This is a genomic window from Caballeronia concitans (genome assembly GCF_001544615.1).
Taxonomy (GTDB): domain Bacteria; phylum Pseudomonadota; class Gammaproteobacteria; order Burkholderiales; family Burkholderiaceae; genus Caballeronia; species Caballeronia concitans.
In genome coordinates, this window is the sequence record NZ_FCNV02000013.1 from 35,728 (window position 1) to 56,426 (window position 20,699).

A 20,699-nucleotide genomic window follows, 5' to 3' on the forward strand; every position below is an offset into this window, starting at 1 on the left:
CGACGCCCGCCGATTCGTGCTACAAAGCATCACGTCCGCTAGCGGCGTGTCGCACGCGCATGCAGCCTGGCGGCGCGCTTGAACGGCGCGACGTAGGCGAGCGCGCAGACGAAGAACGCAAGCGAGAACAGCGTTTCGAGCCAGGCGAGTCGCGCGGAAAGACCCGCATCCGTCATGCCGCGCACGATGCCTTCGGCGAAGTAAAGGAGCACGAGCATCGACGCCCATTGCAGCGTATAGACGTTGCGCTTCGCGACGCCCGGCAGCGCGCACGCGAGCGGCAGCGCCTTCAGTGCGAGCGCCCATGCGCCGGGACGCAGCGGCGCAAGCCATAGCTCCCACGCGAGCGACAGCGCGACGAGCGCCGCGAGGCTCGCGATTGCGCCTGCAGCGCAGGCGCCGCGCGTGGGCGTGTTGGCGGCGGGGCGGGCGTTCATGACGCGTTCAGGCGGCTTGCGCGCCGCGCACGAGGTCGCGCGCGGTGCGGGCAAGCCGTGCGCCGAGCGCGATGGCGAGCGCCTTTTCGTCAGCGGTGATGCCGTGCGGAGCGTCGTCGCCGGTGCGCGCATGATGCGACGCGCCGTAGGGCGTGCCGCCGCTCTGCGTCGTCGTGAGGCGCGATTCGGTGTACGGAATGCCGACGATCATCATGCCGTGGTGCAGGAGCGGCAGCATCATCGAAAGAAGGGTGCTTTCCTGGCCGCCGTGCAGGCTGCCGGTCGACGTGAAGACGCTCGCGGGCTTGCCGGCGAGCGCACCGGAGAGCCATTGGGGCGTGGTGCCGTCGAGGAAGTATTTGAGCGACGCGGCCATGTTGCCGAAGCGCGTGGGCGAGCCGAGCGCTAAGCCCGCGCACTCTTCGAGATCGCGCAATTCGGCGAAGGGCGGGCCGTCGGCGGGAATGTCGGGCTGGGTCGCTTCACAGACGGTGGAGACCGGCGGCACGGTACGCACGCGCGCCTGCATGCCGGTCACGCTGTCGACGCCCTGGGCGATCGCGAGCGCCAGCTCACGCGTCGCGCCGTGGCGGCTGTAGTAAAGCACGAGGATGTCGTTCATAAAGCCTTTTCAGTGAACGGCTATTATAGGTATTGGGTCGGTTTTCGTGGCGCGGGCCGCCATCTGGCTTGGGGCGCTAGTCCACAGGCGCCGAGCACTCGAGCGCCCATTCCGCCGACAGCCTTGCATGGGACCCGAGTAAGGCGCTCAAGCGCCCACTCCGGTCGACAGGAGAACACGTTTTGCAGCAACCTTCCATCGATCTCGCGGCAGTCAAGCGCCTCGCCAGCTTCGTCGCGCGGCGCATCGGCGAGGATCGCGTCGCGCAAGTCGCCGGCAGTCTCACGTTCACGAGCGTGCTGTCGCTCGTGCCGCTTGCAACCGTCGCCTTCGCGCTGTTCACGGCGTTCCCCATCTTCGCCTCGTTTCAGGCCTCGCTGCAGGACTTTCTCGCGGATCACCTCATGCCCGCGACGATCAACAGCCAGATTTTCAAGTATCTGAACGAGTTCGCGTCGAAAGCGAAAGGGCTCACGACCGTCGGCATGATCATCCTGCTCGTGACCTCGGTCATGACGATGATGACCGTCGAATCCGCGTTCAACGTGATCTGGCGCGTGAAGAAGGCGCGTCCGTTCGCGCAGCGCGTGCTCGTCTACTGGTCGATCATCACGCTCGGGCCGATTCTCTTCGGCTGCAGCCTCTCGATCTCGTCCTATGTCTTCGCGCATTCGGTCGCGTTCGCGGGCTCGCACAACCTGATGCCGCCCGTCGTCGAATGGCTGCTCACGGGCGTTTCGCTGCCGCTCACGGTGTTCGGCTTCACGATCACCTATGTCTACATGCCGAACTGCAAGGTCGAGTGGCGCGATGCCGTCATCGGCGGGCTGATCGCGGCGGTCGCGTTCGAAATCGGCAAGCGCGCTTTCGGCTTTTACGTGCGCAGCATCCCGACCTATACGGCCGTGTACGGCGCGTTCGCCGCGCTGCCGGTGTTTCTGCTGTGGGTCTATCTGTGCTGGATGATCGCGCTCGTCGGCGCAATGGTCACCTCGGCGCTGCCCGCCATCCGCATCGGGCAATATCATCGGCGCGAATTTCCCGGCAGCGATCTGCTCGACGCGCTCGAGATTCTCGCGCGGCTCGTCGAGGCGCGCGACGAAGGCAAGCCCGGCTACACGGCGCTGGAACTGTCGAAGATGGTCCGGTGCGATGTCGACACGTCCACGCGCCTCATCGCGCGGCTCGATGCGCTCGGCTGGATCGGGCGGCTGGAAGACGCGCACATGCCGCGCTATGTGCTGATCGCCAACCCGAATCAAATCACGCTGACGATGCTGTTCCAGCAGTTCGTCGTCGATCGCGCGGAGCTGGGTTATCAGTTGGGGCTCGATGCGACGCAGATCGAGCGCGACGCGCTGCTCAACGCGCTCGAGCACGAGAAGCTCGGGATCACGCTCAACGCGCTGATCGCGACGAAAACGTTGTCGCAGGCGAATGCGCGGCTGCGCGACGCGCACGCCCCGCCGATGCCGCAGCAGCCGGCGTAAGCGCGCAGCGCTTCACGGTGCGCTTCAAAGCGAGATTTTCCCGACGCAGATGTCCTTGAACATCACCCAGTCGCCCATCAGGCTATAGAGCGGGTGGCGAAACGTGGCGGGGCGATTTTTCTCGAAGAAGAAGTGGCCGATCCACGCGAAGCCGTAGCCGCACACGACGGCCGCCGGCAGCCATAGCCAGTCGCCGGTCGCGACGGCCATCGCGAGGCAGCCGATCACCCCGAGCGAGCCTATGAAATGCAGGCGGCGTGAAACCGCGTTGCGGTGCTCGTCGAGGTAGTACGGGTAGAACTCGGCGAAATTCGCGAAATGTTCTCCGTGTGCGGTGTGCGCCATGACGGCCTCCCGTGCGACATGATCTGCATGACGCGATGACGTCAGCAAGATTCATTCTGCGGCGGCGGCAGGAGGCGTGCAAGCGGCCGTTAGCCTGCCTTCGCGCAGGCGAGCGCGAAAGAAAACAGTGCGTCGAGAACCGCGTCGGGCTGTTCGGTCATCAGCGCGTGGCCGCCGTCCAGTTCCACGGTTTGTACCGGCGCGCCGGCCTTGCGCAACGCATCGACGAGCGCGCGGGAAGCGCGCGGCGGCGTCATCACATCGCGCTTGCCGCTCAGCACGCACACCGGGCAGCGCACGGACGCGGCGCGATCGAGCGCATCGGTGTAGGCGTTGCACGCGCTGAAATCCGTGTGGAAGAGCTGCGCCTCGCCCAATGCGCCGATGCGCTCCATCAGCCGCTGATTCATGCCCTGCAGCCAGAAGCCCGGCGCGGGGCTCGAAGGCTTCGCGGCGATCGTCGAATGCGACCACTGGTTCACCATGGCGATGGCTTGCGGCTCGTGTTCGCGGGCGGCATCGAGCAGGGCGTCCGAGACGGTCATCGGCGCGGCGGTTGCGACGAGCGCAAGGCCCGCGACGCGCTCGGGATGGCGCGCGGAGGCGTCGAGCGCGACGAGCGAGCCCATGCTGTGGCCGACGAGAATTGCTTTGGACGCGCCGGCTGCGTCGAGCAAGCCGGCGAGCCAGTCCGCGAGCGCGCCGATATCGCGCCGCGCGGGACCGTCGCTGCGGCCGTGGCCCGGCAGATCGACCGCGAGCACGCCGAAGCCGTGATGCGCGAAGTACCGCGTCTGCAGCGCCCACACGCTATGGTCGTGCTGCGCGCCGTGGATGAAGACGACCGCGGGCCGCGCCGCGTCGAAAGGCTTGCCGCCGGTGTAGGCGTAGGCGCAATGGCCGTCGATATCGAGCATCATGCGCGGCTCCCGAGCGGTGCGGCGCTTGCGTCGCCGCTTTCGGCGGCTTTCTGCGCCGCCTTCAGGCCGCGTTTGAGGTCGTCGATCAGATCGTCCGGATCTTCCAGCCCGATCGACAGCCGGATCCGTCCCGGCCCGATGCCCGCCGCGGCCAGCGCGGCGGCGTCCATGCGGAAATGCGTCGTCGAAGCGGGATGGATGACGAGCGAGCGCGCATCGCCCACGTTCGCGAGATGCGAAAACAGCGTCAGCGATTCGATGAACCGGCGCGCGGCCGGCACGCCGCCGCGCAGATCGAAGCTGAACACCGCGCCCGCGCCGCGCGGCAACAGACGCGCGGCCAGCGCGTGATCGCGATGCGTCGGCAATTCGGGATAAGCCACGCCTTCGACTGCCGGCGAGCCGAGCAGAAAGTCGATCACCTTGCGCGTATTGGCGACATGCCGATCCATGCGCAACGGCAAGGTTTCGATGCCCTGAAGCAATTGCCACGCGGCTTGCGGATGCAGGCACGCGCCGAAGTCGCGCAAGCCCTCGCGGCGGGCGCGCAGAAGGAACGGCGCGACCGTGCTTTCCTCGGCGAAAACCATGCCGTGAAAGCCGTCGTAGGGCTCGGTGAATTCGGGAAAACGGCCGCTCGCGGCGAAGTCGAACGTGCCGCCGTCCACCAGCACACCGCCGATGGTCGTGCCGTGACCGCCCAGGAACTTCGTCGCCGAGTGATAGACGAGGTCCGCGCCGTGCTCGAACGGGCGCAAAAGGTAGGGCGTCGTGAAGGTCGAATCGACGAGCAGCGGTGCCGCATGCGCATGCGCGATTTCGGCGACGCCCGCGATATCCAGCACGTCGAGGCCGGGATTGCCGAGCGTCTCGCCGAAAAAGAGGCGGGTGTTCGGCCGCGCCGCCGCGCGCCACGCGTCGAGATCGTGCGGCGGCACGAAGGTCGTTTCGATGCCGAAGCGCCGCAGCGTGTAATGCAGCAGGTTGTGCGAGCCGCCATAGAGCGCGCTCGACGCGACCACGTGCGAGCCCGCGCCCATCAGCGTCGCGATGGCCAGATGCAGCGCCGCCTGGCCGCTCGCCGTGCCGATCGCGCCGACGCCGCCTTCCAGCGCCGCGACGCGCTCCTCGAACACGGCCACCGTCGGATTCGAGATGCGCGAATAGACGTGCCCCGAGCGCTCCATGTTGAAGAGCGCGGCGGCGTGGTCCGTGTCGCGGAAGGTGAATGAGGTGGTCTGATAAATCGGCGTGGCGCGCGCGCCGGTGGCGGGATCGGGCGCGGCGCCCGCATGCAGCGCGAGCGTATCGAAACGGTTGGCTGGCATCGTCGGCGGCCGGGGCGCGGGGCCGCCGGCGGAATGTGGGTCGATCATCGTAGCATTGGGACTGGCGCGCGCGAATTAGGGCGAACTCGCGCGCTGGCCGGAGCGCCTTGTCCGAAAGGCTAACGCGGGCTTCCGTAGCTTTCCTTTTGCGGGTCTTTCCGATAGCATCGACCCATGATTTCACAAACGCTTTGGCATCTGCACAGGCATTTCGCGAGGAGATAGTGATGCGAGTCAGCGACATTCTTAAGGTGAAGGGCAACGCGCTGTTCACCGTTACGCCCGATACGCCGCTCTCCGACGCGATCAACGTCATGGCCGCGCACGACATCGGCTCGCTCGTCGTCATGGAATATGGCGATCTCGTCGGCATGCTGACCTTCCGGGAGATCATCCTGACGTTGCGCGACAACGGCGGCGGCGTCGGCACCACGACCATCCGCAAGGTCATGGACGACCACCCGCTCACCTGCACGCCGGAAACGGACGTCAACGAAGTGCGCCGGATGATGCTGGAGCACCATGTTCGTTATTTGCCGGTCATGGAGAATCGCGCGCTAATGGGCGTGATCTCGTTCTATGACGTGGCGCGCGCGGTCGTCGAGGAACAGGGCTTCGAGAATCGCATGCTGAAGGCGTATATCCGCGACTGGCCGGAAGAGCAGCAGGACGCTCGCTGACGTCCGGGGCATCGCCCGGTGCGATGCTTCGCCAAGCGCTGCAGAGCGCGCCCGAGCGGCGCGCTTTTTTTCGTCCGCAGCCAAGGCACACAAAGACACAACTTGCGCCGCGTCGCCTTTCCGCCATCTGTTTTCATTACCATCCGGATTCGTTCGCACGCACGCTCGCGCTCGCGTTCAACCCCGGATCAACCACGTCGACAGTCATGAGTGACAATCCGCTGCACGCCCCGCAGGACGAGGCGCGCGCTTCCCGCCCGGAGCATCCGGAAGGTGAAGGCCAGTTCGGCCTCCTGCGCGAGCGCCGTTTCGCGCCGTTCTTCTGGACGCAATTCCTCGGCGCGATGAACGACAACGTGTTCAAGGTCGGCTTCACGTCGCTCGTGACGTTTCAGGCCGCGCGCTTTTCCGGCGTCGATCCGAAGACGGCCGCGTTTCTCATCTCCGCCATCTTCATCGTGCCGTTCGTGCTGTTTTCGGCAACGTCCGGCCAGATTGCCGACAAGTACGACAAAGCCGTGCTCGCGCGGCTCGTGAAGAGCTTCGAGATCGTCGTGATGTTGATCGGCGGCGCGGGTTTCCTGCTGCACAACGCGACGCTGCTGTATCTCTGCACGTTCCTGATGGGTGTTCATTCCACCGTGTTCGGGCCGGTCAAGTACGCGTATCTGCCGCAGCATCTGGCTGCGACGGAACTCGTCGGCGGCAACGGGCTCGTGGAGATGGGAACGTTCGTCGCGATCCTGATCGGCACGATCATCGGCGGGGCGGCGGCGGGCGCGTCGGAGCACGGCGCGCTGCTGCTCGCGGCGGCGTGTCTCGCGCTCGCGGTTATCGGGCGCGCGGTGTCGGCGTTCGTGCCGAAGTCGGCGGCGTCGCAGCCGGACTTGCGCATCAACTGGAATCCGGTCTCCGAAACGTGGCGCAATCTCAGGCTCGCGAAGTCGGATCGCACGGTGTTCTTAAGCCTGCTCGGTATTTCGTGGCTGTGGTTCGTCGGCGCGACGTTTCTCACTTCCTTCTTCAACTTCGCGAAAGACGTGCTGTCCGCGAATCCCGATGTCGTGACCATCCTGCTCGCGACGTTCTCGCTCGGCATCGGCACCGGGTCGCTGCTATGCGAGCGGCTGTCCAAGCGCCGCGTCGAAATCGGGCTCGTGCCGCTCGGGTCCATCGGCATCAGCGTGTTCGCCATCGATCTGTTCTTCGCGAGCCATCGCATCGCGCCGGCGTCGCATCTGCTGGGCGTGAGCGAATTCTTGCTCGCGATGCCGCACTGGCGCATCCTCGCCGACCTGTTCCTGCTCGCGATGTTCGGCGGTTTCTACAGCGTGCCGCTCTACGCGCTGATCCAGGCGCGCAGTCAGCCGACGCATCGGGCGCGCATCATCGCGGCGAACAACATCCTCAACTCGGCGTTCATGATCGCGTCCGCGCTGCTGGCGCTCGCGCTCACGTCGATGGGCGTCGGCATTCCGGGCCTCTTTCTCGTCACGGCGCTGCTCAATGTGGTGGTCGCCGTGTACATCTATTCGCTTGTGCCGGAGTTCCTGCTGCGCTTCATGGCGTGGATTCTCGTGCATACGTTCTATCGCATCCGGCTCGTCGACGCCGCGCGCATTCCTTCGCACGGCGCGGCGGTGCTCGTGTGCAATCACGTCAGTTTCGTCGATGCGGTGATTATCATGGCCGAAAGCCCGCGTCCGATTCGCTTCGTGATGGATCACCGGATTTTTCGCACGCCGTTCATCGGCTGGCTGTTCCGCCATGTGAAGGCGATTCCGATCGCGCCCGCGCACGAGAACGCGCAGATGCTCGAACGGGCGTATCAGGCGTGCCAGCGCGCGCTGGAAGAGGGCGAGCTCGTCTGCATCTTCCCCGAAGGCAAGCTCACGCGCACCGGCGACATCAATCCGTTCCGGCACGGCGTCACCGAAATTCTGCGCCGCCATCCCGCGCCCGTCGTGCCGATGGCGCTGCGCGGGCTCTGGGGCAGCGTGTTTTCGCGTCACGAGGACGCGCGATGGCCGCGCCCGGTCAAGCGCGGCGTGATGACGCGCCTGACGCTCGCGGTCGGCGAACCGATTCCGCCCGCCGACGCGACGCCGGAGCATCTGCAGGAACGCGTGTCCGCGCTGCGCGGCGCAAGGCGGTAGAAGCGGCGCGGCTGGCATAATATCGGTCTTCCCGACACTCTTTTTCAGGTCGACGCTCATGTCCGGCAATACCCTTGGCACGCTCTTTACCGTCACGAATTTTGGCGAATCGCATGGACCGGCGATCGGATGCGTGATCGACGGCTGCCCGCCGGGCATGGCGCTCACCGAAGCCGACATTCAGGTCGAGCTGGACCGTCGCCGTCCGGGCACGTCGCGCCACGTGACGCAGCGCCAGGAAGCGGATCAGGTCGAGATTCTGTCGGGCGTGTTCGAAGGCGTGACGACCGGCACGCCCATCGCGCTCTTGATCCGCAACACCGATCAGCGCAGCAAGGACTACGGCAATATCGCCGAGACGTTTCGCCCCGGTCACGCGGACTACACGTACTGGCAGAAGTACGGCGTGCGCGACTATCGCGGCGGCGGGCGGTCCTCCGCGCGCCTGACCGCGCCGACCGTCGCGGCGGGCGCGGTCGCGAAGAAATGGCTGCGCGAGAAGTTCGGCATCGAAACGCGCGGCTACATGAGCGCGCTGGGCGAGATTCCCATTTCGTTCGTCGACTGGCAGTACGTGCGCGAGAATCCTTTCTTCGCGCCGAACGCCGACGTCGTGCCGCAGCTCGAAACGTACATGGACGGCCTGCGCCGCGACGGCGATTCCGTCGGCGCGCGCATCGAAGTGGTGGCGAGCGGCGTGCCGGTGGGCCTCGGGGAACCGCTTTACGATCGTCTCGATGCCGACATCGCCCACGCGATGATGGGCATCAACGCGGTGAAGGGCGTCGAAATCGGCGCGGGCTTCGCGAGCGTCGCGCAACGCGGCTCGCAGCATGGCGACGAGATGACGCCCGAAGGCTTCGCCACCAACAACGCGGGCGGCATCCTCGGCGGGATTTCGAGCGGGCAGGACATCACCGTGTCCATCGCGATCAAGCCGACGTCGAGCATCCGCACGCCGCGTCAGTCCATCGACAAGGCGGGCGACAGCGCAACCGTCGAAACCTTCGGCCGCCACGATCCGTGCGTCGGCATTCGCGCCACGCCGATCGCGGAAGCGCTGCTCGCGCTCGTGCTGATGGATCACGCGCTGCGGCATCGCGCGCAATGCGGCGATGTCGTCGTCGGCACGCCGAAAATCCCGGCGCACGCGCCGGGCAAGTAATCGCGTCGACAAAAACGAAGGGCGCCGGTCTGAAAAACCGGCGCCCTTCGTCGTTTACCGCGTGCGTTACATGTTTGGGTAGTTCGGCCCGCCGCCGCCTTCCGGCGTCACCCACACGATGTTTTGCGTCGGGTCCTTGATGTCGCACGTCTTGCAGTGGACGCAGTTCTGCGCGTTGATCTGCAGGCGCTCGCCGCCGTCCTCCGCTTTCACGAACTCGTAGACCGCGGCGGGGCAGTAGCGTGCTTCCGGCCCGGCGTACGTGCGCAGATTGACGTTGACCGGCACGCTCGGATCTTTCAGCGTCAGATGCGCCGGCTGATTTTCTTCGTGATTCGTGTTCGAGATGAACACGGACGAGAGACGATCGAACGTGAGCTTGCCGTCCGGCTTCGGATAGACGATCGGCTTGCACTGCGACGCGGGCCTCAGCATCTCATGATCGCGATGCTGATGATGCAGCGTCCACGGCACGTTGCCGCCCATCACTTTCTGCTCCAGCCCGACCATGAACGTGCCGAGATACAGGCCCTTGCTCATCCACTGCTTGAAATTGCGCGCGCGATAAAGCTCGGTCTTGAGCCAGGAACTGTCGAAGGCTTCCGGATAGGTCGTCAGTTCGTCGCCCTGACGGCCGGCCTGCACCGCTTCGAACGCGGCTTCGGCGGCCATCTTGCCGGACTTGATCGCGCCGTGACTGCCCTTGATGCGCGATGCGTTCAGGAAACCCGCGTCGTCGCCCGCGAGCGCGCCGCCCGGGAATACGAGCTTCGGCAGCGACATCAGCCCGCCCGCCGTGATCGCCCGCGCGCCGTACGAAATGCGCTTGCCGCCTTCGAGGAACGCGCGGATCGACGGATGCGTCTTGTAGCGCTGGAATTCCTCGAACGGCGACAGGTACGGATTCGAATATCCGAGCCCGACGACGAAGCCGACCACCACCTGATTGTTGTCCATGTGATAGAGGAACGAGCCGCCGTAGGTGTCGGGTTCGAGCGGCCAGCCGGCCGTGTGGATCACGAGCCCCGGCTTGTGCTTCACCGGATCGATCTCCCACAATTCCTTGATGCCGATGCCGTACACCTGCGGATCGGCGTTCTGATTCAGCTTGTACTTCTCCATCAGCTGACGGCCGAGGTGACCGCGCGCGCCCTCGCAGAAGATCGTGTACTTCGCGTGCAACTCCATGCCGAGCTGGAAGTTCTCGGTCGGCTCGCCGTCCTTGCCGACGCCCATGTTGCCGGTGACGACGCCTTTCACCGCGCCATCGTCGCCGTACAACACTTCGGCCGCCGGAAAACCGGGGAAAATTTCGACGCCGAGCGCTTCCGCCTGCTGCCCGAGCCAGCGCGTGACGTTGCCGAGGCTGATGACGTAGTTGCCGTGATTCTTGAAATTGTCGGGAAGCAGCCAGTTCGGCACCTGCTTCGCGTCGTTCGGCGAGAGGAAGAGGAAGCGGTCTTCGGTCACTTCGACGTCGAGCGGCGCGCCTTTTTCCTTCCAGTCGGGAATCAGTTCGGAGAGGCCGCGTGGGTCCATGACCGCGCCGGACAAAATATGAGCGCCGATCTCCGAGCCTTTCTCCAGCACGCAGACGCCGATTTCCACGCCGCGTTCCTCGGCCAGCTGCTTCAGGCGAATCGCCGCCGACAAGCCGGCTGGCCCGCCGCCGACGATCACGACGTCGTATTCCATCGATTCGCGGGGACCGTATTGCTCGATAAGGCTCGCCGGGGTCATCAATGCTCCTCTCTACCGTTAGAATGGCCTTTTAAGATCGCGTATTGTCAGCGAACGTCCGGCGGGCTGCAACCAAAGCCCAATAAATTGGAACGATCGTACTATTTCCCGTGATGCTGTGTGTTGGGCAGATGCGCCATTTGCGGGACCGGCTTGCATCGCCATGACGACGCATTGGCCAAGGCAGAACCAACCGTACAACAAGGAAGCACAATGGGCCGTTCGATCAACCTGGAAGGCAAGGTCGCGCTGATTACCGGCGCGTCCAGTGGACTTGGAAAGCGTTTCGCGCAGGTGCTGTCGCAGGCGGGGGCGAAGGTGGTGCTCGCCAGCCGCCGCACCGAGCGGTTGAAGGAGCTGCGCGCGGAAATCGAGGCGTCGGGCGGCGCGGCGCACGTCGTCGCGCTCGACGTGACGGATTACCAGAGCGTGAAGTCGGCGGTTGCGCACGCCGAGACGGAAGCCGGTACCATCGACATTCTCGTCAATAATTCGGGCGTTTCGACCACGCAGAAGCTGACCGACGCCACGCCCGCCGACTTCGAATTCGTCTTCGGCACGAACGTGCGCGGTGCGTTTTTCGTCGCGCAGGAAGTGGCCAAGCGCATGATCATGCGCGGCAACGGCGCGGCGAAGCCGGCTTACCGGATCATCAACGTGGCATCGGTGGCAGGGCTGCGCGCGTTTCCGCAGATCGGCCTCTATTCGATGAGCAAGGCCGCCGTCGTGCAGATGACGAAGGCAATGGCGCTCGAATGGGGCCGCCACGGCATCAATGTCAACGCGATCTGCCCGGGTTATATCGATACCGAAATCAACCATCATCACTGGAAGACCGAGCAGGGCCAGCGGCTCGTTTCAATGCTGCCGCGACGGCGCGTCGGTTCGCCCGAGGACCTCGACGGACTCTTGCTGCTGCTCGCGGCGGACGAATCGCAGTTCATGAACGGGTCGGTGATATCGGCGGACGACGGTTTCTCGCTTTGAGCGCCGGGGCGCGCGTGCCGGGCGGCATGTGAGCGGACCTGCGCGCGACGCCTTCATTCGATACAGGAAACAACCAAGGTAATGAGCAACACGAACACCCAAGCAGCCGCCGTCGACGAAACCGGCTTTCATCCCGTATTCGAAATGTCCATGCCCATCCGCTGGGGCGACATGGACGCGTTCGGCCACGTCAACAACACGGTCTATTTCCGCTACATGGAGCAGGTGCGGATTTCGTGGTTCGAGCGGCTCGGCATCGCGGGCGGCAACGGTGAGGGGCAAGGGCCGGTAATCGTCAATGCGTCGATGGAATTCTTGAAGCAGCTGCACTATCCCGGCGATGTGATCGCGCGCATGTCGGTCGGCAAGCCGGGGCGCAGCAGCTTCGATACGCGCTTCGAGCTGTATCGCGCGGACGCGCCCGGCGTGCTTTACGCGAAGGGCGCGGCAAAGGTCGTGTGGATCGAATACGCGGCGGGCAGGTCTGTGCCGATTCCGGATCTGCTGCGTCAAACCATCGAGACGGCGGCGCCCGTCGTCCAATAACAGTGCATGGCGGCGACCTCAGTTGCAGCTCAATTGCCAAGCAGCCGCTGAAGCAGTTCCGTCGCGTTGCCCGTGTCGTACTTGCGCATGAGGCGCGCGCGGTAGATATCGACGGTGCGCGGGCTGATATCCAGCACGCGGCCGATCTGCTTGCTCGTCTTGCCCGTCACGAGCTGCGCGGCGATTTCCCGCTCGCGCGGCGTCAACTCGATGGCGACGCGCCGCGTCGCGCTCAAATCCTCGAACGTCCACACGCCCGCTGCATGCGGCGCGGCCCGGTCCAGCGCGCGGCCGGTCACGTGGCACCAGAACAGTTCCCCGTTCGAACGCTTCATGATGCGGTCGTCGCTATACGTGCCGCGATTCGTGATGTGCGCGGCAATGCGCTCGCCGATCCGCGCGAATTCGTCGGGCGTCGGGTACAGCACTTCGAACGACTTGCCGATGAGCGCCTCGCGCTCGAAGCCGAAGATCGCGCAGAGCTGCTCGTTGCAATCCTCGACGATACGCTCGCGCGAAAGCACGAGCCCGACGGGCGCAAGGTGAAACGCGGTTTGGTAATCCAGTGCACGCATGGGTTATGGGGCGCACGGCGGCTTCAGGAACCGACCGGCGCGGGCAATGACTTATGTATTTTTGCGTATTGTGCCGGATCGACCGCGCAGCGTACTCTTTTCGCCATTCGAAGCGCCGCCGGAGCACATCCGCGAGGCGGCAAAAAACCGGTTTTCAGTCGGATTCACACATGGAAGGGACGAACAGATGAACAAGGTCTATCCCAGCGCGAAAGAGGCGCTCGATGGCATCGTCAAGGACGGGCAGACGTTCGCCGTCGGCGGATTCGGGCTGTGCGGCATTCCCGAAGCGCTCATCGCCGCGCTGCGCGATTCGGGCGTGAAGGACATCACCTGCATCAGCAACAACGCGGGTGTCGATGGCTTCGGGCTGGGTCTCTTGCTGGAGACGCGCCAGATCAAGAAGATGATTTCGTCGTACGTCGGCGAAAACAAGGAATTCGAGCGGCAGTATCTCGCCGGCGAACTCGAACTCGAATTCACGCCGCAGGGCACGCTGGCCGAAAAGCTGCGTGCGGGCGGCGCGGGCATTCCGGCGTTCTTCACGAACACGGGCTACGGCACCGTGATCGCCGAAGGCAAGGAAACGCGTCAGTTCGGCGAGAACCATTACGTGCTGGAGCATTCGCTGACGGCGGATGTCGGGCTCGTGAAGGCATGGAAGGCCGACAAGTCCGGCAATCTCATCTATCGCCGCACGGCGCGCAACTTCAATCCGATGTGCGCGATGGCCGGCAAGATCACGGTCGCGGAAGTGGAGGAGATCGTCGAAGTCGGCGAACTCGATCCGGACGCGATCCACACGCCGGGCATCTTCGTGCAACGGCTCGTCCTCAATGCGCATCCGGAAAAGCGCATCGAACAACGCATCGTCCGCGCGAAAGGAGAATGACCATGGCTTGGAATCGTGACCAAATGGCCGCGCGCGCGGCGAAGGAACTGCAGGACGGCTTCTATGTGAACCTCGGCATCGGCTTGCCGACGCTCGTCGCCAATCACGTGCCGGCGGGCGTCGAAGTGTGGCTCCAGTCGGAAAACGGGCTGCTCGGCATCGGGCCGTCGCCGTATGAAGACGAAGTCGACGCCGATCTCATCAACGCCGGCAAGCAGACGGTGACGACGCTGCCGGGCTCGTCGATCTTTTCGTCGGCGGATTCGTTCGCGATGATCCGCGGCGGCCACATCAACCTGGCGATCCTCGGCGCGATGCAGATCAGCAAGACGGGCGATCTCGCCAACTGGATGATCCCTGGCAAGATGATCAAGGGCATGGGCGGCGCGATGGACCTCGTCGCGGGCGTGAAGCGCGTCGTCGTGCTGATGGAGCACGTCGCCAAGGGCGACCAGCACAAGATTCTCGAAGAATGTACGCTGCCGCTGACGGGCGTGGGCGTCGTGGATCGCATCATCACGGACCTCGGCGTGATCGACGTCACTGAAAACGGGCTGAAGCTCGTCGAACTGGCGGAGGGCGTGACCGTCGAGGAAATTCAGCGCAAGACGGGCGCGCCGCTCGATGTCAGCAGCGTGAGCTGATACGGCTGCGGTCAGGAAGCGAATGAAGCGGGCGAGGCTGGGAGGCTTCGCCCGCTTTGCTTTTGGCGTGCTTCGGGCTTAATGCCGGCGTGCTTCGGGTGCACAGCGCATCGTCCGTTCGGCTAACGTACGGCCGGCTTCGCGCCGGGCGCTTTACAATCGTCTCGATACCTTCCACGAGGAAACCTCATGAGCGCATCCATCGTTGCCGAAGCATCGCCCTATAAGCTCGACGCACCGCGCCAGCGCTTCGTGCAATGCGCGAGCCCGGCGGGATTGCATCGGGTGGCCTACACCGAATGGGGCGATCCGGCGAATCCGCGCGTGCTGCTGTGCGTGCACGGCCTGACGCGTTCGGGGCGCGATTTCGACGCCGTCGCGAAAGCGTTCGCGAGCGAGTATCGCGTGGTGTGTCCGGACGTCGCCGGGCGCGGGCTGTCGGACTGGCTCGCGGACTCGCGCTATTACGGCGTCGCGCAGTACGTGGCGGACATGGTCACGCTGATCGCGCGCCTGAACGTGGAAACGGTCGACTGGTTCGGCACGTCGATGGGCGGACTCATCGGCATGGCGCTGGGCGGCCTGCCGAATACGCCGATCCGCAAAATGCTGCTGAACGATGTCGGCCCGCATATCGAGCCGGTTGCGCTCGAACGCATTCGCAGCTATCTCGGCAAGCCGGCGCGTTTCGCATCGCTCGATGAAGGCGTGCGGCATGCAGCGGCGCTCGCGGCGTCGTTCGGCCCGCTCACCGACGAGGAATGGACCAGCATCAACACGCCGCTTTTGCACGAGCGCGACGGCGCGTGGACTTTCCGCTACGACCCCGGCATCGCCGCGCCGTTTTCCGCGAGCACGGAGGAGCAGAACGCCGCGGGCGAGGCGTTCATGTGGCGCTCGATCGCGTCCATTGCGACGCCGGTGCTCGTCGTGCGCGGCGAGCATTCGGATCTGCTCTCGCGCGAGACGGTGCAAAAGATGGTGGAGGCGGGGCAGGCCGTATCGAGTGTCGAAGTGCCCAACGCGGGCCACGCGCCGGCTTTTCTCGCGGACGAACAGATCGCCATCGCGCGGGCGTTCTTTCTCGAAAAGAATGTCAGCGGGGCATAATATTGGGCTGAGCGCCTGACGCTCTATCCCGTTTTGCATCTTTTGAAAGGATCGATATACACATGGCAGTCACTCGTCATCACGTCGGCGCACGGCTTTCCGAGATCGCGATTCACAACGGCACGGTGTATCTCGCCGGGCAGATCGCCGAGGACACGAACCAGGACATCACGGGTCAGACGCGTGAAGTGCTGGGCCACATCGACCGTTTGCTGGAAGAAGCGAACAGCGACAAGTCGCATCTGCTGTCCGTGCAGATCTACGTGTCGGACATGGTTCACTTCGCCGGCATGAACGCGGTGTGGGATGCGTGGGTCGCGCCGGGCAACACGCCGCCGCGCGCCACGGTCGAAGCGAAGCTCGCCAATCCCGATTGCCTCGTTGAAGTCGTCGTCGTGGCCGCGCAGCGCAGCTAAGTCGCCGTTGAACCGATAGCAGTTGGCTTTATCCGCATGACCGAGACCGCCGTCCCCGCCGAAACGCTGCCGGAGCCGTCCATCGACGACGCGCTCGCGTTCGTGCGCGAGCACGCGAAGGACGCGCGGGTCTCGACGGGCGAATTGCTGGCGGATCACGCCGCCGGCACCGCGCGCATCATGCAAACGCTCAACGTCGATCCGCACGCGGTCGCCGCCGCGGCGCTGTTCGTCCTCGCACCGCACCTCGACGATCCAGACAAGACGATCGGCGAACGCTTCGGGCCGGAAGTGCAGCGGCTCGTCGGCGATGTCCGCAAGCTCCTTCGTCTGGGATCGGTCAGTTCGCGCGCGACGCTAGCGGCCCTGCCGGAGAACACGCGCGATGCGCAGGCGGCGCGGCGCGCGCAGGTCGAGGCGCTGCGCAAGATGCTGCTCGCGTTCGCGCAGGATATTCGCGTGGTGCTGATTCGCCTCGCGTCGCGTTTGCAGACGTTGCGGTATCACGCCTCGCACAAGATCGAGCCGTCGCCCGACGTGCCGCGCGAGACGCTCGAAATCTATGCGCCGCTCGCCAATCGGCTCGGCATCTGGCAACTCAAGTGGGAACTCGAGGACCTGTCGTTCCGCTTCGAGGATCCCGCCACGTACAAGCGCATCGCGAAGCTGCTCGACGAGAAGCGCGTCGAGCGGGAATCGTACGTGACCGAGGCCATCGCGCGGCTGCAAAAGGAACTGGACACCGCGCATATCAAGGCCGAAGTGAGCGGCCGGCCCAAGCACATCTACAGCATCTGGAAGAAGATGCGCGGCAAGCATCTCGATTTCTCCGAGTTGAACGACGTGCGCGCGTTTCGGGTGATCGTCGGGGACATCAAGGATTGCTACACGGTGCTCGGCATCGTACATAACCTGTGGCAGCCGGTGCCGCGCGAGTTCGACGACTACATCTCGCGGCCCAAGCCGAACGGCTACAAGTCGCTGCATACGGTCGTCGTCGGCGACGATGGCCGGGCCTTCGAAGTCCAGATTCGCACGCAGGAAATGCATCAGTTCGCCGAGTACGGCGTGGCTGCGCACTGGCGTTACAAGGAAGCGGGCGCGCGCGGCTACGCGGGCCAGGTGACGGCGAACGAGAAATACGACGAGAAGATTGCGTGGCTGCGCCAGCTTCTCGCATGGAAAGACGACGTCGAAGGCGAGCCGCCGGGCTGGCAGCATTTGCGCGACGCCACGCTCGACGACGACCATATCTACGTGCTGACGCCGCAGGCGCGCGTGATCGCGTTGCCGCAAGGCGCGACGGCCGTGGATTTCGCGTATCACCTGCATAGCGAGCTGGGGCATCGCTGCCGGGGCGCGCGTGTCGACGGCGCGATGGTCCCGCTCAATACGCCGCTCCAGAACGGCCAGACGGTCGAGATCATCGCGGTGAAGGAGGGCGGGCCGTCGCGCGACTGGCTTAATCCGCAGCTCGGCTACATGCACAGCCCGCGCGCGCGGCAGAAGGTGCGCGCATGGTTCAACGCGGTGGATGCGGCCGAGAACGTCGCGCAGGGCCGGGCGATCGTCGAAAAGACGCTGCAGCGCGAAGGCAAGACGTCCGTCAATCTGGATCAGCTCGCGGCGAAGCTCGGCTTCAAGGCGCCGGAAGATCTGTACGCCGTCGTCGCGAAGGACGAGTTCAGCGTGCGCAATATCGAGCACGCACTCTCGGAAGCGCCGCCGCCAGCGCCGGAGCCCGAAGCGCCCGCGCAATTCGAAAAGCGCAGCAGCGGGCAGAGCGTGGCGCAAGGCGCGTCGACGGGCGTGCTGGTCGTCGGCGTCGATGCGTTGCTGACGCAGCTCGCGCGCTGCTGCCGTCCGGCGCCGCCCGACCCGATCGCGGGCTTCGTCACGCGCGGCAAGGGCATGTCGATTCATCGAACCGACTGCACGACCTTCCAGCGCATGGCGCAGCGTTCGCCCGAGCGCGTGCTGCACACCACATGGTCCGCCGAAGTGATGAACGGGCGCGGCTCGTCGGTGTATCCGGTCGATCTTTCGGTGGAGTCGGCGGATCGGCAAGGCCTTTTGCGCGACATCTCCGAAGTGTTCGCGCGCGAAAAGATCAACGTGGTCGGCGTGAAGAGCCAGAGCCGGCGGAATATCGCGTATATGCAGTTCACGGTCGAGGTGTCGAACTCGGCGCAGATTCAGCGCGCCTGCACGCTGCTGGCAGAAGTGCAGGGCGTGATTCGCGCATCGCGGCGTGCATGAACGGCTTTTCGCGAGAAAGTGAATGGATCAGCGAATCTTTTTCGTTTGATTGTTCAGAACACTTGCCAAGATTCGAAAAGCTCCATATAATCTCACTTCTTTCAGGCTCGTAGCTCAGCTGGTTAGAGCACCACCTTGACATGGTGGGGGTCGTTGGTTCGAGTCCAATCGAGCCTACCAACGAAAACGAAACCTCGGCGAATTTTTGGTTCACGAAGTTTCACTCCGCAAAAGCGCTTCGGCGCTAAAGGCGAACAGCGAAATGGCACTTCGAACGTTGACCGAAACAAATTCGGAGCGACGCTAGTCGAGGACCTCTTTCGCCTTCTGCCCTTTATATTGCGGTATGTGTGAAAAGTGAATGCGGCCCCTCGATAGCGGGGCCGCATTTTTTTTGCCCCTCGTTTCTATCGACGATATCGCGGGGCAGTGCTTAGTCGAACTCGCCAGGCCTCTGCCGGCGTCTTGGAGAACGAAATGGTTTCGGTACGTTTGCCTGATGGGTCGGTCCGCCAATACGATCACCCGGTGACCGTCGCGGAAGTCGCGGCATCGATCGGGGCGGGCTTGGCCAAGGCGGCGCTCGCCGGCAAGCTCAATGGCGAACTCGTCGATACCTCGTACCTCATCGACCGCGATTCGTCGCTCGCTATCGTCACGGACAAGGATCCGGAAGGCGTCGATGTCGTTCGTCACTCCACCGCGCACCTTCTGGCCTACGCGGTCAAGGACCTGTTTCCCGAAGCGCAGGTGACCATCGGCCCGGTCATCGACAACGGTTTCTATTACGACTTCTCGTACAACCGTCCCTTCACGCCCGAAGATCTCGAAAAGATCGAGAAGCGCATGCAGGAACTGGCGCAGAAGAACGAGCCGGTGTCGCGTCGCGTCGTGTCGCGCGATGAGGCGGTCGAGTATTTCAAGAGCATCGGCGAGGCGTATAAGGCCGAAATCATCCAGTCGATCCCGGAAAGCGACGAGATTCGCCTGTATTCGCACGGCAATTTCATCGATCTGTGCCGCGGCCCGCACGTGCCGTCCACCGGCAAGCTGAAGGTCTTCAAGCTGATGAAGGTCGCGGGCGCGTACTGGCGCGGCGATTCGAAGAACGAGCAGCTTCAGCGCATCTACGGCACCGCCTGGACCAAGAAGGAAGACCAGGACGCCTATCTGCACATGCTCGAGGAAGCCGAGAAGCGCGATCACCGCAAGCTCGGCAAGCAGCTCGACCTGTTCCACCTGCAGGACGAAGCGCCGGGCATGGTGTTCTGGCATCCGAAGGGCTGGTCGCTGTGGCAGCAGGTCGAGCAATACATGCGCCGCCGCGTGAACGAGGCCGGCTATCTGGAGATCAAGACTCCGATGGTCATGGACCGTTCGCTGTGGGAAGCCTCGGGCCACTGGCAGAACTATCGTGAAAACATGTTCACGACCGAATCGGAAAAGCGCGACTACGCGATCAAGCCGATGAATTGCCCCGGTCACGTGCAGGTGTTCAATCACGGCCTGCGTTCGTATCGCGACCTGCCGCTGCGTTACGCGGAATTCGGCTCGTGCCATCGGAACGAGCCGTCGGGCGCGCTGCACGGGCTGATGCGCGTGCGCGGTTTCGTTCAGGACGACGCTCACATCTTCTGCACCGAAGACCAGTTCATTCAGGAGTCGATCGCGTTCAACACGCTCGCGATGAGCGTGTACAAAGACTTCGGCTTCGACCAGATTGCCATCAAACTGTCGCTGCGGCCCGAGCAGCGCGCCGGCACCGACGAAACCTGGGATCGCGCGGAGCAGGGTCTGCGTGAAGCGCTGACCGCGTGCGGGCTGGAATGGGAAGAACTTGCGGGCGAAGGCGCGTTCTACGGTCCGAAGATCGAATATCACATCAAGGACGCGCTCGGCCGTTCGTGGCAATGCGGCACGCTGCAGCTCGACATGGTGCTGCCGGAGCGGCTTGGCGCCGAGTATGTGGCGGAAGACAACAGCCGCCGCCGTCCGGTCATGCTCCACCGTGCAATCGTCGGCTCGATGGAGCGTTTCCTCGGCATTCTGATCGAGCACCACGCCGGTGCAATGCCGCCTTGGCTCGCGCCGGTGCAGGCAGTCGTGCTCAATATTGCGGAAAGTCAGTCGGAATATGCTGCTTCTTTGGCCCAATCGTTGCAAAAACAAGGGCTTAGAGTTGAGAGCGATTTGCGCAACGAGAAGATTAGCTATAAAATACGCGAGCACACGCTGCAAAAGGTTCCGTATTTGCTAGTTGTCGGGGACAAGGAGCGTGAGGCGCAAACCGTAGCCGTGCGTGCTCGTGGCGGTGTCGATCTGGGTGTCATGCCGGTCGACGCATTCCTCGAACGTCTGCAGCAGGAAGTGCGGGCGTTCAAGTAAGT

General features: G+C 64.3%; 19 protein-coding genes and 1 tRNA gene. 13 read left to right on the forward strand and 7 right to left on the reverse strand.

Going from position 1 to position 20,699, the window contains the following annotated elements; translation table 11 throughout:
- Positions 1–38: 38 nt before the first annotated feature.
- On the reverse strand, positions 39–437 hold the full coding sequence (locus AWB72_RS23480; RefSeq protein ID WP_040049520.1) for a DUF2069 domain-containing protein: 399 nt from the start codon (positions 435–437) through the stop codon (positions 39–41).
- A 7-nt stretch (positions 438–444) separates the two neighbouring features.
- Positions 445–1,059 carry an NAD(P)H:quinone oxidoreductase gene (wrbA, locus tag AWB72_RS23485; protein ID WP_040049329.1) on the reverse strand — a complete coding sequence of 205 codons (615 nt, stop codon included), beginning with the start codon at positions 1,057–1,059 and terminating at the stop codon, positions 445–447.
- Positions 1,060–1,241: 182 nt separating this feature from the next.
- On the opposite strand from wrbA, the gene AWB72_RS23490 reads away from it, so the two are divergent.
- Positions 1,242–2,549, forward strand: a complete 1,308-nt coding sequence (locus AWB72_RS23490; RefSeq protein WP_040049330.1) for a YihY family inner membrane protein — start codon at positions 1,242–1,244, stop codon at positions 2,547–2,549.
- Between the two features lie 24 nt (positions 2,550–2,573).
- Here AWB72_RS23490 and AWB72_RS23495 read toward each other — a convergent pair whose 3' ends face one another.
- The 3 genes from AWB72_RS23495 to AWB72_RS23505 form a co-directional block, all read right to left on the reverse strand.
- Complete coding sequence (locus tag AWB72_RS23495; protein WP_040049331.1) at positions 2,574–2,894, reverse strand: Mpo1-like protein; 321 nt, start codon at positions 2,892–2,894, stop codon at positions 2,574–2,576.
- Between the two features lie 89 nt (positions 2,895–2,983).
- Positions 2,984–3,814 carry an alpha/beta fold hydrolase gene (locus tag AWB72_RS23500; protein WP_040049332.1) on the reverse strand — a complete coding sequence of 277 codons (831 nt, stop codon included), beginning with the start codon at positions 3,812–3,814 and terminating at the stop codon, positions 2,984–2,986.
- Complete coding sequence (locus AWB72_RS23505) at positions 3,811–5,142, reverse strand: O-acetylhomoserine aminocarboxypropyltransferase (protein WP_040049521.1); 1,332 nt, start codon at positions 5,140–5,142, stop codon at positions 3,811–3,813. The genes AWB72_RS23500 and AWB72_RS23505 overlap by 4 nt, the downstream gene beginning before the upstream one ends.
- Positions 5,143–5,369: 227 nt before the next feature.
- Between AWB72_RS23505 and AWB72_RS23510 the strand changes: the two genes are divergently transcribed.
- The 3 genes from AWB72_RS23510 (at position 5,370) to aroC (ending at position 9,143) form a co-directional block, all read left to right on the forward strand.
- Complete coding sequence (locus tag AWB72_RS23510; RefSeq protein ID WP_040049333.1) at positions 5,370–5,822, forward strand: CBS domain-containing protein; 453 nt, start codon at positions 5,370–5,372, stop codon at positions 5,820–5,822.
- Between the two features lie 206 nt (positions 5,823–6,028).
- Positions 6,029–7,978, forward strand: coding sequence for an MFS transporter (locus AWB72_RS23515; protein ID WP_040049522.1), 1,950 nt, complete (start codon positions 6,029–6,031; stop codon positions 7,976–7,978).
- A 58-nt stretch (positions 7,979–8,036) separates the two neighbouring features.
- Entirely contained in the window at positions 8,037–9,143 is a 1,107-nt protein-coding gene (gene aroC, locus AWB72_RS23520) for a chorismate synthase (RefSeq protein ID WP_040049334.1), read from the forward strand.
- Positions 9,144–9,209: 66 nt separating this feature from the next.
- Here aroC and AWB72_RS23525 read toward each other — a convergent pair whose 3' ends face one another.
- Complete coding sequence (locus tag AWB72_RS23525; RefSeq protein WP_040049335.1) at positions 9,210–10,883, reverse strand: electron transfer flavoprotein-ubiquinone oxidoreductase; 1,674 nt, start codon at positions 10,881–10,883, stop codon at positions 9,210–9,212.
- 213 nt (positions 10,884–11,096) lie between these two features.
- Between AWB72_RS23525 and AWB72_RS23530 the strand changes: the two genes are divergently transcribed.
- A complete protein-coding gene (locus AWB72_RS23530) occupies positions 11,097–11,870 on the forward strand; it encodes an SDR family oxidoreductase (protein WP_035967020.1) in 774 nt (257 codons plus the stop codon).
- 81 nt (positions 11,871–11,951) lie between these two features.
- Positions 11,952–12,416 carry an acyl-CoA thioesterase gene (locus tag AWB72_RS23535; protein WP_052449754.1) on the forward strand — a complete coding sequence of 155 codons (465 nt, stop codon included), beginning with the start codon at positions 11,952–11,954 and terminating at the stop codon, positions 12,414–12,416.
- Positions 12,417–12,445: 29 nt separating this feature from the next.
- Here AWB72_RS23535 and AWB72_RS23540 read toward each other — a convergent pair whose 3' ends face one another.
- Positions 12,446–12,991, reverse strand: a complete 546-nt coding sequence (locus tag AWB72_RS23540) for a LuxR C-terminal-related transcriptional regulator (RefSeq protein WP_040049336.1) — start codon at positions 12,989–12,991, stop codon at positions 12,446–12,448.
- 187 nt (positions 12,992–13,178) lie between these two features.
- On the opposite strand from AWB72_RS23540, the gene AWB72_RS23545 reads away from it, so the two are divergent.
- The 7 genes from AWB72_RS23545 (at position 13,179) to thrS (ending at position 20,697) form a co-directional block, all read left to right on the forward strand.
- Positions 13,179–13,883, forward strand: a complete 705-nt coding sequence (locus tag AWB72_RS23545; protein WP_040049337.1) for a CoA transferase subunit A — start codon at positions 13,179–13,181, stop codon at positions 13,881–13,883.
- Between the two features lie 2 nt (positions 13,884–13,885).
- Positions 13,886–14,527, forward strand: a complete 642-nt coding sequence (locus AWB72_RS23550) for a CoA transferase subunit B (protein WP_040049338.1) — start codon at positions 13,886–13,888, stop codon at positions 14,525–14,527.
- Between the two features lie 189 nt (positions 14,528–14,716).
- The gene (locus AWB72_RS23555) at positions 14,717–15,637 is read left to right on the forward strand and encodes an alpha/beta fold hydrolase (RefSeq protein ID WP_052449755.1); all 921 of its coding nucleotides are present in this window, start codon (positions 14,717–14,719) and stop codon (positions 15,635–15,637) included.
- 62 nt (positions 15,638–15,699) lie between these two features.
- Positions 15,700–16,053, forward strand: a complete 354-nt coding sequence (locus AWB72_RS23560; RefSeq protein ID WP_035967012.1) for a RidA family protein — start codon at positions 15,700–15,702, stop codon at positions 16,051–16,053.
- Between the two features lie 36 nt (positions 16,054–16,089).
- Complete coding sequence (locus tag AWB72_RS23565; RefSeq protein WP_040049339.1) at positions 16,090–18,312, forward strand: RelA/SpoT family protein; 2,223 nt, start codon at positions 16,090–16,092, stop codon at positions 18,310–18,312.
- Positions 18,313–18,415: 103 nt separating this feature from the next.
- Positions 18,416–18,492 (forward strand) — tRNA-Val (locus AWB72_RS23570).
- 297 nt (positions 18,493–18,789) lie between these two features.
- Entirely contained in the window at positions 18,790–20,697 is a 1,908-nt protein-coding gene (thrS, locus tag AWB72_RS23580; RefSeq protein ID WP_040049525.1) for a threonine--tRNA ligase, read from the forward strand.
- Positions 20,698–20,699: the final 2 nt, after the last annotated feature.

Excerpts from the sequence above, each read along its gene's own strand:
- AWB72_RS23480 (WP_040049520.1), bottom strand. The coding sequence starts at position 437 with ATGAACGCCCGCCCCGCCGCCAACACGCCCACGCGCGGCGCCTGCGCT.
- wrbA (WP_040049329.1), bottom strand. The coding sequence starts at position 1,059 with ATGAACGACATCCTCGTGCTTTACTACAGCCGCCACGGCGCGACGCGT.
- AWB72_RS23495 (WP_040049331.1), bottom strand. The coding sequence starts at position 2,894 with ATGGCGCACACCGCACACGGAGAACATTTCGCGAATTTCGCCGAGTTC.
- AWB72_RS23500 (WP_040049332.1), bottom strand. The coding sequence starts at position 3,814 with ATGATGCTCGATATCGACGGCCATTGCGCCTACGCCTACACCGGCGGC.
- AWB72_RS23505 (WP_040049521.1), bottom strand. The coding sequence starts at position 5,142 with ATGCCAGCCAACCGTTTCGATACGCTCGCGCTGCATGCGGGCGCCGCG.
- AWB72_RS23510 (WP_040049333.1), top strand. The coding sequence starts at position 5,370 with ATGCGAGTCAGCGACATTCTTAAGGTGAAGGGCAACGCGCTGTTCACC.
- AWB72_RS23515 (WP_040049522.1), top strand. The coding sequence starts at position 6,029 with ATGAGTGACAATCCGCTGCACGCCCCGCAGGACGAGGCGCGCGCTTCC.
- aroC (WP_040049334.1), top strand. The coding sequence starts at position 8,037 with ATGTCCGGCAATACCCTTGGCACGCTCTTTACCGTCACGAATTTTGGC.
- AWB72_RS23525 (WP_040049335.1), bottom strand. The coding sequence starts at position 10,883 with ATGACCCCGGCGAGCCTTATCGAGCAATACGGTCCCCGCGAATCGATG.
- AWB72_RS23530 (WP_035967020.1), top strand. The coding sequence starts at position 11,097 with ATGGGCCGTTCGATCAACCTGGAAGGCAAGGTCGCGCTGATTACCGGC.
- AWB72_RS23535 (WP_052449754.1), top strand. The coding sequence starts at position 11,952 with ATGAGCAACACGAACACCCAAGCAGCCGCCGTCGACGAAACCGGCTTT.
- AWB72_RS23540 (WP_040049336.1), bottom strand. The coding sequence starts at position 12,991 with ATGCGTGCACTGGATTACCAAACCGCGTTTCACCTTGCGCCCGTCGGG.
- AWB72_RS23545 (WP_040049337.1), top strand. The coding sequence starts at position 13,179 with ATGAACAAGGTCTATCCCAGCGCGAAAGAGGCGCTCGATGGCATCGTC.
- AWB72_RS23550 (WP_040049338.1), top strand. The coding sequence starts at position 13,886 with ATGGCTTGGAATCGTGACCAAATGGCCGCGCGCGCGGCGAAGGAACTG.
- AWB72_RS23555 (WP_052449755.1), top strand. The coding sequence starts at position 14,717 with ATGAGCGCATCCATCGTTGCCGAAGCATCGCCCTATAAGCTCGACGCA.
- AWB72_RS23560 (WP_035967012.1), top strand. The coding sequence starts at position 15,700 with ATGGCAGTCACTCGTCATCACGTCGGCGCACGGCTTTCCGAGATCGCG.
- AWB72_RS23565 (WP_040049339.1), top strand. The coding sequence starts at position 16,090 with ATGACCGAGACCGCCGTCCCCGCCGAAACGCTGCCGGAGCCGTCCATC.
- thrS (WP_040049525.1), top strand. The coding sequence starts at position 18,790 with ATGGTTTCGGTACGTTTGCCTGATGGGTCGGTCCGCCAATACGATCAC.